Genomic DNA, 12,692 nt, shown 5'->3' with positions numbered 1-12,692 from the left:
ATAAGTATAATAAATAAAACATATAAATTTTTATGACAAGTAAACCATTTTTTAATATTTAATTTTCAAAAAATCCCATGCAAGAATCGCTCAAACATTCTTTTTGAGAATAATGATGAGTTTGAAATTAAGTTTTTTGGACAAGTGTCCAATCGCAGAAGGTGCAAATGCCACCCAAGCATTACAACATGCAGTTGAGATTGCGCAAAAAGTTGAAGCTTTAGGTTTTTATCGTTACTGGGTAGCTGAACATCACCTGACCGAGCGTTATGCCAGCCCATCTCCCGAACTGGTGCTTGCATGGTTATTACCACAAACCCAAAACATTCGCTTAGGTTCTGGTGGGGTAATGTTGCAGCACTATAGCCCATATAAAGTGGCTGAGAATTTTAACGTGCTTGCCACATTGGGCGGACAGCGGATTGATTTAGGCGTGGGAAAAGCTCCAGGGGGATTACCAAAATCGACTCAAGCGTTACAGCGCGGCCTGCATCAGGATGAAAAAGGTGATTTTAGACAGCAATTGCAACTGCTACAGCAGCATTTGCAGGCACGTTCTTTGACTGAAGATCCTGAGCATTTACCAGCAACGCCGATTCCTGAACACTCTGCGGAATTATTTTTACTTGGGGCGAGTGTTGAAAGTGCGATTTTGGCAGCAGAACTCAACTGGAACTTTGTGTTTGCAGCACATTTAAATGGCAATCAGCAGGTTTTAAAAGAGGCCTTGGCAGCATTTAAACAACGTAACTCGCATAAAAAAGCCATTATCGCCTTGCAAATCGTGGTGGCTGAAACCCGTCAGCAAGCTGAAAAATGGGCAGAGGATTTATCAGTCTGGACATTGCAACTGGCCAATGGTCAAAAAGTCAAAGTTCTGAGCGAGCAGATGGCACATGAGTTTGCTGAACAGGCGCAGTCAGAAATCGCATCACTGCAAAAAGAAGCACTCAACATTGTCAAAGGTTCGGCACAAGAGGTTCGCCAACAGCTCAGTGCTTTATATCAGCAGCATCAGATTGACGAACTGATTGTTGAAATTCCATTGAGTGAGCATCAGCAGCGTTTGGCTGCACTGGACTTACTGGCAAATGTTGCTGATTTGGCTGCGGCGTAGGGTGATTGCAACATGAATGCACAAGTTAAAACGCTCGAACAGCAATTACAAACATGGCGTCGTGAGCTGCATCAGCATCCTGAACTGTCAGGCAATGAACATCAGACCACGAAGCGGATTCAGGCATGGCTGGCTGAGCATGGCATCGAGAGTCATGCACAAGGGTTAAAAACAGGCTTAGTGGTTGAGATCGGGCAGGGGCAAACTGTGGTGGCTTTACGTGCCGATATCGATGCTTTACCGATTGTTGAGCAAACCGAACAAAGCTTTGCTTCTCAAGAACATGGTGTGATGCATGCCTGTGGTCATGACCTACATACTGCAGTGATTTTAGGGGCAACACTGTTACTTAAACAGCGAGAGACTGAGTTACAAGGGCGCGTTCGCATCGTTTTTCAGCCTGCTGAAGAAACTTATAGCGGTGCACATGAAGTATTGGAACTTGGCATTTTAGATGGTGTATCGGCAATTTTTGGTATGCACAACGAGCCAAATTTACCTGTTGGTACTTTTGCCACCCGACAAGGTGCATTTTATGCCAACGTGGATAAGTTCAATATCACGGTCAAAGGCAAAGGTGCACATGCAGGGCGACCACATGAAGGACACGATGCAATTTATATTGCCAGTCAACTGGTCAATGCGGTGCAGAGTATTCCGAGCCGTGTCGTGGATAACTTGGAAACCTGTATTGTCAGCGTCACGCAGTTGCATGCGGGTAATACGTGGAATGTCTTGCCTGAACGTGCCGAGCTAGAAGGTACAGCTCGCACGCATAGTGCTGCGGCACGTCTACAAGTCGAGCAGCATTTTAAACAAATCGCACAGGGTTTGGGGCTAGCACATGGCGCAGAAATTAAGGTGACGTGGCAGCAAGGCCCTGCCGCCGTGATTAACTCAGCAGATTGGGCGGACTTTGCTAGTCAGGTGGCAGAGCAACAAGGTTATAAGGTTATCCAAGCCGCATTGCACTTGGGTGGTGAGGACTTTGCCGCTTATTTGGACAAGATTTCAGGGGCATTTGTCAGCATTGGCAGTGGTAGTCCATTTGGTTTGCATCATCCGCAGTTTGAACCCGATGACCGTTTAATTTTCCCCGCAGCACAGTATTTTGCCGTACTGGCACAAGCTGCTTTGCAGCAACTCCATACATCATAAGAGAGATAGATTATGTCAAATAAAAAACAAATTCGTTTAGGTACAATTTTACACGGCGCGGGTGGCAACATGTCGGCATGGCGCCATCCCGATGCGGTTGCTAATGCCAGCATTAACTTTGAATTTGTCAAAGATTTGGCAATTCGCGCTGAGCAAGCCAAATTTGACTTTGTGTTTGTTGCCGATGGTTTATACATCAATGAAAAGTCGATTCCGCACTTTTTAAACCGTTTTGAGCCTTTAACCTTGCTGTCATCTTTAGCCAGTGTGACGAAACACATTGGTTTAGTGGGAACAGTGTCAACCTCATACAGTGAGCCATTTACTGTGGCGCGCCAGTTTGCCAGCTTGGATCATTTGAGTGGGGGACGTGCAGGCTGGAACGTGGTGACTACACCGCTAGAAGGCACTGCTAAAAACTTCTCGAAAAAGCAGCATCCTGAACATGCGCTGCGTTATGAAATTGCCGATGAATATTTAAATGTCGTAAAAGGCTTATGGGATTCATGGGGTGAAGGGGCTTTTGTACGTAACAAAGCATCGGGGCAATTCTTCAATCCACATAAATTACATACCTTGCACCATCAGGGCAAATTCTTTGAAGTGGAAGGGCCGCTGAATATTGAACGTACGCCACAGCAACGTCCAGTTGTGTTTCAGGCAGGTGCCTCTGAAAGTGGTAAGGAATTGGCAGCCAAACATTCCGATGCGATTTTTACCCATCAAAACAGCTTGGAAGAAGCACAAGCCTTTTATGCCGATGTCAAACAGCGTTTAGCTCAATATGGGCGAGAGGCAGATGATCTACTGATTTTTCAGGGGATTCCAGTGTTGATTGGGGAAGATGCTGCCGATGTGGAACGCCAATATCAGCAAACTGCCGAACTGGTGTCGATTCAGGATGCTTTGAACTATTTGGGACGTTTCTTTGAGCATTATGACTTTGCTCAGCATGATCTTGATGCACCGTTTCCTGATGTTGGAAATTTGGGTGAAAACAGTTTCCGCAGTACTACCCAAGAAATTAAGCAATTGGCCAAACAGCACAACTATAGCTTGCGTGATTTGGCATTGCGTATTGCCACGCCATTTCCACATTTTCATGGTACAGCCGAACAGGTGGCTGATCAGCTTGAGCTTTGGGTTAATGAAAGTGCGGCTGATGGTTTCATTATTCAAGGAGTTACACCCAATACTATTCATCAAGTTATTGAAAAAGTTGTACCCATCTTGCAGCAACGCGGCGTGTATCGCCTTGAATATGAAGGCTCGACCTTACGTTCTAGTTTTAATTTAAAAGCACCACAGAATCAGTTTGAAACTCACTCAGAAAAGGAAATCACCGATGTCGTTTAACCGTTCAATTGTTTTAAGCTTAGCCCTCGGTTTAACTGTGACCAGTCTGGTGGGATGCAGTAAAACTGAGTCAGCAACAGCCAAAGAAACCACTACTGCGAGCAAAGCACAAGCAACACAACAATCAGATGCAGAAAAGCAGATTTTGGCAGAAAATACCCAACCGATTGATGTGCAGAAAAACCCTGCGGCAATCGCCAAGATTCCTGCGCAGTACAAATTTGTCAATGACGGCTACTTGACCGTTGCGGTGATTGCACAGAACTCACCGCCATTATCCGCACTTGCCGCAGATAATAAGACTTATATTGGCACTGAAGTGGATACGGCACGTTTGGTGGCAGACAGTTTGGGCTTAAAGCTCAAGCTTGTACCGACTTCATGGGAAGACTGGCCTTTGGGTGTGTCTTCAGGCAAGTATGATGCTGCACTGATTAACATTACTGTGACCAAAGAACGCAAAGAGAAATTCGACTTTGCTACGTACCGTCATGATGTACTTGGCTTCTTTAGTGCCAAGAAAAGTAGCGTACAAAAAATCGAAAAGGCGGATGATGTTGCAGGTTTAAATGTGATTGTTGGGGCGGGGACTAACCAAGAAAAAATCTTGCTGGACTGGATTGAACAGAACAAGAAAAAAGGTCTGAAACCTGCCAAACCTGTGTATTTACAGGACAATGCTGCGGCAGTCTTGGCCTTGCAGTCAGGTCGTGCCGATGTGTTACTCACACCAAACTCAACAGGCGCTTGGCAAATCAAAAACGGCGCAGCACTAAAACGTGTCGGTTCACTGGCAGGTGGCTGGCCAAAAACTGCGGATATTGCAGTGACCTTGAAAAAAGGCACAGGTTTGGTGGATGCAGTCAATGTGGCACTCAATGGCGTGATTCAAGATGGTTCACTGGCAAAAGTATTAAGCCGTTGGGGCGTGCAGGATGAAGCTGTGAGTCATTCTGAAATTAATCCGCAAGGTTTGGGAGATTAAAACATGAATAGTTTTAGCGACCAATTTTTAGATGTCCCTGTCAATGCGCAGCAGGTACAGCCCTTCATTGATGGGCTATTTAATGAATACTTTGCCATTTATGGAGATTTCTTCGCCGAGCGCGGGCATGCTGATGAGTATGCCGAAAAGTCCAAATCGGACAAAGAAGAACCTGCTGAATGGTATGCACCGCCCAATGGTCTGTTTATAACCTTGCAGCGTAATAATGAAATTATTGCGATGGGGGCGTATAAACGCTATGACGAACAGACCGCAGAACTAAAACGCATCTGGACACGCAGTGACTTACGCAAACAAGGGTTGGCTGCCAAAATTGTTAAAGAGTTGGAACGCCGTGCCAAACAGGCAGGCTATTCACATGTGTATCTGACCACGGGCTTTAAACAAATTCCTGCAGTTAAACTGTATTTAAGTTTAGGTTATGAACCGCAGTTTGAGCTGAATCCCGAATTTAACTTTGAACACTATGCCGAGTCAGCGCTCAAGGGAACGCTGCCTTTTCGCAAAGCTTTGTAGGAGCATTCCCCATGAGTTCTGAACCTACGTATAAAATTGTGGCGAAAAAGCATCCTACGCGTTATTTGGGCGTTGTGGTATCGCTGTTTATTGTTGCGGTATTGATTGAATCGGTTTTTTTCAATCCACAATGGGAATGGTCGGTATTTCGGCAATGGTTTTTTGAACCTGCGATTTTAAGCGGTCTATATCTGACTTTAAAACTGACTATTTTTGCAATGTTACTCAGTTTTGTGTTTGGCGGAATTTTAGCCATGATGAGATTGTCCTCATCGTGGTTGGTTCGAAGTGTCGCATGGCTATATATCTGGCTATTTCGTTCACTCCCACTGATCGTGGTGCTGATTATTTTATATAACTTTTCATATTTATATGAGCATATTGGCTTGGGTATTCCATTTACTGATATTAGCTTTGCCAGTTATAAAACCATTAATGCACTTGATCAATTTACCACTGCGCTGATTGGACTGGCGATTGTACAAAGTGCCTATACCGCCGAAGTGATTCGCGGAGGCATTGTTGCAGTTGATCAAGGGCAGTTTGAAGCCTCTGCGGCACTGGGGCTGTCATGGTGGCGACGCACCACGCGGATTATTTTGCCGCAAGCCATTCGCAGTATTTTGCCTGCGATTGTCAATGAATGTATTAGCTTGTCCAAAGGCACGGCGATTGTTTATGTCTTGGCAATGCCTGAACTGTTTTATACGGTACAGATGATCTATAACCGCAATCAGGAAGTGATTCCTCTGCTCATGGTTGCAGCGGTGTGGTACATCATTATTACCAGTGTATTTGCTGTAGCGCAGTATTATGTAGAGTCGCTGTTGGCACGTAGCGAACGTAAATCAAGCGTGAGTCTGTTTGCATGGTTGAAATGGGCGAAGCCAAATAAAATTAGTCAGGTCGGAGTCAGCCATGAGTCTTAATCTTGCAACGACAAATACCCAAAGCGGTCAGATCAAAATCAGCCATGTCTTTAAAAAATATGGCGCTCATCAGGCACTTGAAGATATATCACTGGAGATTCCTGCGGGTTCAGTCACCGTGATTATTGGCCCTTCGGGTTCAGGAAAATCGACCTTGCTACGCACCATGAATCATTTGGAAAAAGTGGATGGTGGTTTTATCCAGATTGATGGTGAGTTTATTGGTTATAAAAACAAGGGCGATAAACTCTATGAACTATCAGAAAAAGAATTACTCAAACAACGTGAATCGGTGGGTTATGTCTTTCAAAACTTTAACTTGTTTCCACATTTGAGCGTGCTGCAAAACATTATTGAAGCACCGTTGGCGCATAAAAAATTCAATAGGCAGCAGGCAATTGCCAAAGCCAATCAGTTGCTCATGATGGTTGGGTTACGTGAAAAGGCAGAGGCATTTCCCAAGCAGTTATCGGGTGGGCAGCAGCAACGGGTTGCGATTGCACGGGCGTTGGCGCTTGATCCCAAAGTTATTTTATTTGATGAGCCAACCTCTGCGCTTGACCCTGAACTGGTCGGTGAAGTACTGAATGTAATTAAGAACTTGGCGAAACTGGGCAAGACGTTGGTGATTGTTACCCATGAAATTGCATTTGCGCGAGAAGTTGCTGATTATATTGTATTTATGGATCAAGGGAAAATCATTGAACAGGGATATACTGAACAGGTTTTAGAGCATCCCCGTGAAGAACGTACCCGAAATTTTCTGTCTCGTGTTTTATAATATTAATGCAAATACGTCATGGAATATGGCGTATTGCTCAAGCCCAATCTAGCTATAAAATCAAAAACAATGAATTAAAAATTTAAATTTTTAAGCTGATAAATGGTTTAGATTACATAAAGTTTATTTGACCAGATGATAAATATGTGACAGAAAAATTTCAGTTCCACTATGTTCTTGTTACACAGACAATGCTATTCTTTGCCCCATATTATTACATGAAAGTTATTATAATTTATGAATGCGGTATTTGATCAGGTGCTTGATAAGGATATTCAACGTCAACTCTTGGATAGAAAATTGAATTTTCTGAGAAAAGTGGTCATTCAACGAGGCAACAAAATTCAGTCTTTGCGGGCAGTAATTAAAAAGAAAAATGCAAAGCTCAGTGATGAAGAACTTGCCGAAAGAATTGAGTTTTTACAGGCGCAAATCGAATATCAAGAATTATTAGAACGTAAACTGGTAGAAATTATTCATAATTAAATGATCCAATATTGAAATAAAAAGGTTATATCAGCATAGCCTTTTTTTATTTTTAGCTCAGTTAAAAGTTAAATAAAGTCCTTAAAGATATGATTTTAACTTATTTTTACGAGGGGTTTATTTAGCGTTGAAATTGAGATAATCAAAGCAGAAAAAGTGATAAATCTGCTTATCTAAATCGATGATGTTATTCTAAAAAATTGCTATAAAACAAAACCAAAAGCTCACCCTATAATAAGAAAATACTCATTCATCCCGTGATAAAAATGACTAAATTAATTTATCTTGATTATGCCGCGACAACCCCAGTATTACCTGAGGTGTCTGATGAAATCGTACGATGTTTGTCCTTTGACGGAGATTTTGGCAACCCTGCATCGCAATCGCACCACTATGGTTTAGATGCTGAAAAACTTGTAGAGCGTTCGCGTCAATATGTCGCTGAGTTAATTGGTGCAGACTCAAAAGAGATGATTTGGACATCGGGTGCAACCGAATCGAATAATCTCGCACTCAAAGGCATTACCGCCCAACATCAGCATCAAAACAAACACATTATTACCAGCTTGATTGAACATAAAGCCATTTTAGATACTTGTGCCGAACTCGAAGAACAAGGTTTTGAAATTACCTATTTACAGCCTGAACCATATACAGGTTTGATTCGCCCTGAACAAGTCCAGCAAGCCATTCAAGCCAATACCATTTTAATTTCTTTAATGTTGGTGAATAACGAAATTGGCACACTCACCGATATTCAAGCGATTGGTGAACTGGCTCAGCAGCACAATATTATTTTACATGTCGATGCGGCACAGGCAGCAGGAAAAGTCGAGATTGATGTCGATGCGCTACATGTAGATTTAATGAGTTTATCTGCACATAAAGTCTATGGGCCAAAAGGGATTGGTGCGCTTTACGTACGTCGTAGCATACAACGTCAAATTAAAACCCAGATTCATGGTGGTGGGCATGAGCGTGGTTTACGTTCGGGGACGTTGGCAACGCATCAAATTGTGGGAATGGGTGAGGCTTTTCACCGTGCTGCACAGCATATTCAGCGTGAGCAAGTTCGCTTAAGACAGTTGCGACATTATTTATGGACATCTTTGCAGGAACTTGGTTCAGTGGTGTTAAATGGTCATCCGCAGCAGAATGTTGCGAACTATTTAAATGTGAGCTTTAAAGGGGAAAATGCCGATTTAATCATTGAAAATATTAAAAAAATAGCTGCGGTATCTAGCAGTTCTGCATGTAACTCAAAAAATCCAGCGCCTTCACATGTTTTAATCGCTTTAGGGCGTTCGACTGAGTTGGCACAGCAGGCGATTCGCTTTAGTTTTGGTGCATATACAGCCATCGAAGACCTACAGTATTTGGTCAAACAACTCAAACAACAATTACAAAAGTCCAATTTTGTCGAGTTCGCCTCATCATGAAGTTTCTTGAAATGTCGGGTATGACAATAGCATCACACCCGATAGAAATGATTTATGATGCAGATGCAGTTTTGGATAACTTTTGAATCCAACTGTGAAGCGTCGGGCTTTCAGCCAGTTCTTCAAAACTCAGACCTGCACCCAAAGCATTCCAGTGGCTCACTAAACTCATGAGTTGTACTGAATCCAGTCCAAGCATGAGTAAGTCATCTTCATCTTCCATGTCAGTGACGGATAAGTTTAACTGTTTAGCCACCAGTTGGCGGATTTGATCAGATGAAAAAGTAGAATGGTCTTCAGGCATGGTTTTCTTCCAAGCATGGCTAAGTTCAGCAGTTGAGAGGACGTGACCACAGCGTTGAGCCACATAATTTAATGCCATTTCATGTTCTGCCTGACTAAAATCAGCCAAAGCATCACCAATGAGGAACGCTTGAATATTTAGCATAAAAGCTTCGAGGGCACTGGTGAGACAGCCAATATGTGCATAAACGCCACAAATCATTAGCTGATCACGCTGCCACTCTTGCATCAGATCTTCAAGATCAGAAAATTTAAAAGCGCTATAACGCCATTTGGTCAAGACGATGTCTTGAGGCTGAGGGGCAACACTCGGCAAAATACGTGTAATTTGAGGATCATCCTGCAAACCTTTTCCCCAAAAATCGCTTAATAATTGACGATGTTCAGGTGTTTGGTTGCCAGGTTGTGCGGTATAAACCACAGGAATTTGCTGGGCATGTGCCAATTCAATCAAGGCTTGGGTATGTGCAACCAGTTCAGGAATGGGAGCTTGAGTCTGATCATAAAAATCGAGAAAATACTGCTGCATGTCATGGACCAGTAGCACAGCACGCTTCGCGTCAGCTTGCCAGTTGACCTTGTTGTTGTGAAATTGTGCAATCTCAGGCATTGGATAACTTGCAATACGTGGAATAGCCATAAAATACCTATGTTTTAAACTGAAAGGGAAGTTGGCTGTACGCCAAATTTTGTTTTGAGCTGTTTTTTATCGATTTTGCCAAATGCGGTATAAGGGAACTGATCTAAGAATTCAATTCGATCAGGAATTTTAAACGTTGCCAGACCATATTGTTGCAAATACTGACGTAATTGCATTGCTAGGCGAATTGCGGAAGGATCATCCTCCTGTACTTGCCATTTCACACATAGACAACTTTTTTCCCCCATGACATCATCAGGAACCGCAATTAATGCAGCTAAAGCCACGCGCTGATGCGTCATGATGGCTTGTTCAACTTCTTCAGTGGCAATTTTTTCACCACCGCGATTAATTTGTTCTTTGGCACGACCTTCGACCACAATACAGCCATCTTCACGCAGTCGTACCAAATCACCTGTCCGATAAAAGCCATCGGGTGTAAATGAGTTCGCATTATGTTCCTCTGCCCGATAATAACCGCGAATGGTGTATGGACCACGGGTCAGTAAATGTCCGATTGCACCATCGGCTACGGGTTGATCATCATCATCTAAAATCAGCACTTCATCATCGGCTGAAATTTTCAAACCCTGAGTGTGGATGATTTGCTCATGACTCATATTCAAATGGGTGTAATGCACTAAACCTTCAGCCATGCCAAATACTTGCTGAAGCTTGACCGAAAATTCTGTCAGTAAACGTGCTGCAACTGCATCGGATAAGCGAGCGCCACCGACCTGTACACAATGAAGTTTAGACAAAATATCATCCTGCTGACGTTCAGCATAAGCTAACCACGGTGCAATCAGCGCAGGGACGAGCGAAACATCTGTGACCTGATGTTGATGCATCAAGGAAAATGCAGTTTCTGGACTGGCATCTGCTGCTAACACCACACAGCCACCTGTATAGAAAATGCCTAAAGCACCTGCTGAGCTCATTGAAAAATTATGTGCTGCGGGTAACACCATCAATAGACGAGAGTGGCTTTTGAGCTGACAGATTTCAGCACTTTCACGCACACTGTATAAATAATCATCGTGGGTGCGTGGAATAAGTTTGGGAACGCCTGTACTGCCACCTGATAACTGTAAAAAAGCGATCTGTGCCGCAGGGCTCGCTTGCATGGCTTCAGTGATAACAGGACTATGCAGCAAGTCTGATAATGACTCAAACTCTTGAGCTTCACCTAACACAAAAACGTGTTTCAGCGTTGCAGATTGCTGCTGACAAATGCGGGCTTGTCCACGAAAATCAAATTTCTGTGGCCCAAGATCAGCGCAGAAATAAGCGGTCGCTTGAGTTTGTTGCAAGAAACTACAAAGTTCAGCATGGCGGTGTCCGGGTAAAGACATCACAGGCAGTGCGCCTAGTCGAATCAGTGCAAAGAAGACCACGTAAAATTCATGGCGATTTGGCAGTTGTACAATGGCTTTGTCTCCTGCACGTAAGCCTTTGGCATATAAGCCACTGGCACAGCGATCAATCAATTCATCTAATGCCTGATAGCTGATGTGTTGCTGCTGACAAATAATCGCACTATTTTCTGGATAGCGAGCTACGCTGATTTTGAAGAACTGATCTAGATTTTGCCCAAGCCAATATCCTTTCTGGCGATAGTATTCGGCAAAGTCACTGGGAAAAGGCACAGCGCCGTCTAAAAATTTAAACATGTTAATTCTCTGTGTGTTTTTTTTAAGGTTGAAGTCGCTGGCTGTCTAAACCCAAACCATCAAGGACGGTACGGAACTTGGCGGCAGTTTCAGCATGCTCAAGTTGCGGGTCAGACTGAGCCACAATCCCTGCACCTGCAAACAATCGGGCAAAGTTTTGATAGATCCGTGCACAGCGCACGGTGACAGACCAAGCACCATTGCCTTTGCCATCTGCCCAGCCCATCGCACCTGCAAAGAGTTCACGTTGGAAAGGTTCAAGCTCACGGATGCGTTGACGCGCCCGTTGAGGTGGCTGCCCGCAAACCGCAGGTGTCGGATGTAAAACTTCTACCAGATCAAATATATGGGTGTCAGGATGTTTAAGTTCACCCTGAATTTGAGTCGCAAGATGCCATAAACGCCGTGTACGAATCAGCGAGGGCTGTTTAGGAATATGTAATTGCTTACAAAAAGGATTGAGTTGATCGGCAATCATTTCAATCACCACTTTATGCTCAAGCTGATCTTTCTCAGAATTGAACAGTTGTCGCGCATTGTCTTGATCTGTTACAGCATCGAGGCTACGTGCTAATGTGCCTGCCACAGGTTGACTCCAAACCTGTGCCTGTTGTTTTGCGATTAAGAGTTCAGGGCTAGCACCAATAAACCAGCCGTGCTGTTGGGGGTGACTGGCAATCGCATAGTTATAACCATCGGGGTTGTCTTGCACAAGGCTTTGGAAAACATCAGAAATATTAATCAATTGCTCAAATTCAAGTTCAACCAAACGTGCAAGAACTGCCTTGTTGAGCTGAGCTTGCTGCATTTCATTGACCAATACTTGTACACCTGCCTGATAAGCTGCCGCTTCAGGATGATAGCGATAATGTTTAAGCCTATTGTCAGAAGATTTTTGTGGTTGAAAAAAGAGCTTTTGAATCCATCGGCTGTCACTAATCAATAATTCAGGGGCATCTTGCTCCGTTGAAAAGGGCAGTCCTCCCATAATTTTGGCATCGACATGTCCTTGTTTAATCACCTCTTGTAGTTGTGATTTGGCTTGATTCAACCAGTCTTGCAGTCGTGCTGTATCGGGTTGAAGGGGAGCTTGGACTTGAGCATGAACTTTTTCGCTGATTAAGGTGTAATCTGGTGTGTTATAAAAAAATTGTGCCTGATCCCGACAATTCAAAACCTCACTGGCAAGTTGAATATGGGAGACAGCCCCCAGTTGCTGACGGATAAAAGACGGAGAATAAACTGACATAATTGTGTCCTGAAGCAATAATCATTATTGGCAATTGCG

The 12,692-nt window shown here is 43.6% G+C and carries 12 protein-coding genes; 9 read left to right on the top strand and 3 right to left on the bottom strand.

Going from position 1 to position 12,692, the window contains the following annotated elements:
* The first annotated feature begins 115 nt into the window (after positions 1-115).
* The 9 genes from LVY74_RS01305 (at position 116) to LVY74_RS01265 (ending at position 8,788) form a co-directional block, all read left to right on the top strand.
* Positions 116-1,117 carry an MsnO8 family LLM class oxidoreductase gene (locus tag LVY74_RS01305; RefSeq protein ID WP_237813493.1) on the top strand — a complete coding sequence of 334 codons (1,002 nt, stop codon included), beginning with the start codon at positions 116-118 and terminating at the stop codon, positions 1,115-1,117.
* Positions 1,118-1,129: 12 nt separating this feature from the next.
* Positions 1,130-2,275, top strand: coding sequence for an amidohydrolase (locus LVY74_RS01300; RefSeq protein ID WP_237813492.1), 1,146 nt, complete (start codon positions 1,130-1,132; stop codon positions 2,273-2,275).
* A 12-nt stretch (positions 2,276-2,287) separates the two neighbouring features.
* The gene (locus tag LVY74_RS01295; RefSeq protein WP_237813491.1) at positions 2,288-3,631 is read left to right on the top strand and encodes an LLM class flavin-dependent oxidoreductase; all 1,344 of its coding nucleotides are present in this window, start codon (positions 2,288-2,290) and stop codon (positions 3,629-3,631) included.
* A complete protein-coding gene (locus tag LVY74_RS01290) occupies positions 3,621-4,616 on the top strand; it encodes an ABC transporter substrate-binding protein (RefSeq protein WP_237813490.1) in 996 nt (331 codons plus the stop codon). The genes LVY74_RS01295 and LVY74_RS01290 overlap by 11 nt, the downstream gene beginning before the upstream one ends.
* Before the next feature lie 3 nt (positions 4,617-4,619).
* Positions 4,620-5,153 carry a GNAT family N-acetyltransferase gene (locus tag LVY74_RS01285; protein WP_237813489.1) on the top strand — a complete coding sequence of 178 codons (534 nt, stop codon included), beginning with the start codon at positions 4,620-4,622 and terminating at the stop codon, positions 5,151-5,153.
* An 11-nt stretch (positions 5,154-5,164) separates the two neighbouring features.
* A complete protein-coding gene (locus tag LVY74_RS01280) occupies positions 5,165-6,082 on the top strand; it encodes an amino acid ABC transporter permease (RefSeq protein WP_237813488.1) in 918 nt (305 codons plus the stop codon).
* Complete coding sequence (locus tag LVY74_RS01275; protein ID WP_237813487.1) at positions 6,072-6,863, top strand: amino acid ABC transporter ATP-binding protein; 792 nt, start codon at positions 6,072-6,074, stop codon at positions 6,861-6,863. Before LVY74_RS01280 ends, LVY74_RS01275 begins: the two co-directional genes overlap by 11 nt.
* 237 nt (positions 6,864-7,100) lie before the next feature.
* A complete protein-coding gene (locus LVY74_RS01270; protein ID WP_237813486.1) occupies positions 7,101-7,349 on the top strand; it encodes a hypothetical protein in 249 nt (82 codons plus the stop codon).
* Positions 7,350-7,615: 266 nt separating this feature from the next.
* A complete protein-coding gene (locus LVY74_RS01265) occupies positions 7,616-8,788 on the top strand; it encodes a cysteine desulfurase family protein (RefSeq protein ID WP_330847860.1) in 1,173 nt (390 codons plus the stop codon).
* Positions 8,789-8,840: 52 nt separating this feature from the next.
* Here LVY74_RS01265 and LVY74_RS01260 read toward each other — a convergent pair whose 3' ends face one another.
* From LVY74_RS01260 to LVY74_RS01250, 3 genes are read right to left on the bottom strand one after another with little or no spacing between them, the layout of a single operon-like run.
* Positions 8,841-9,731 carry an isochorismatase gene (locus LVY74_RS01260; protein WP_237813485.1) on the bottom strand — a complete coding sequence of 297 codons (891 nt, stop codon included), beginning with the start codon at positions 9,729-9,731 and terminating at the stop codon, positions 8,841-8,843.
* Between the two features lie 14 nt (positions 9,732-9,745).
* Positions 9,746-11,410 (bottom strand): (2,3-dihydroxybenzoyl)adenylate synthase, encoded by a 1,665-nt coding sequence (locus tag LVY74_RS01255; protein ID WP_442862765.1) that lies wholly within the window; start codon positions 11,408-11,410, stop codon positions 9,746-9,748.
* Positions 11,411-11,426: 16 nt separating this feature from the next.
* Positions 11,427-12,653: an isochorismate synthase gene (locus LVY74_RS01250; protein ID WP_237813483.1), complete on the bottom strand. Its 1,227-nt coding sequence runs from the start codon at positions 12,651-12,653 to the stop codon at positions 11,427-11,429.
* Positions 12,654-12,692: the final 39 nt, after the last annotated feature.

The sequence above is a fragment of the Acinetobacter sp. ME22 genome (genome assembly GCF_022012315.1).
In the GTDB taxonomy this organism is placed as follows: Bacteria; Pseudomonadota; Gammaproteobacteria; order Pseudomonadales; family Moraxellaceae; genus Acinetobacter; species Acinetobacter brisouii_A.
The sequence above is the reverse complement of the archived record's forward strand: the minus strand, read 5'-3'. Positions and strand labels throughout refer to the sequence as shown.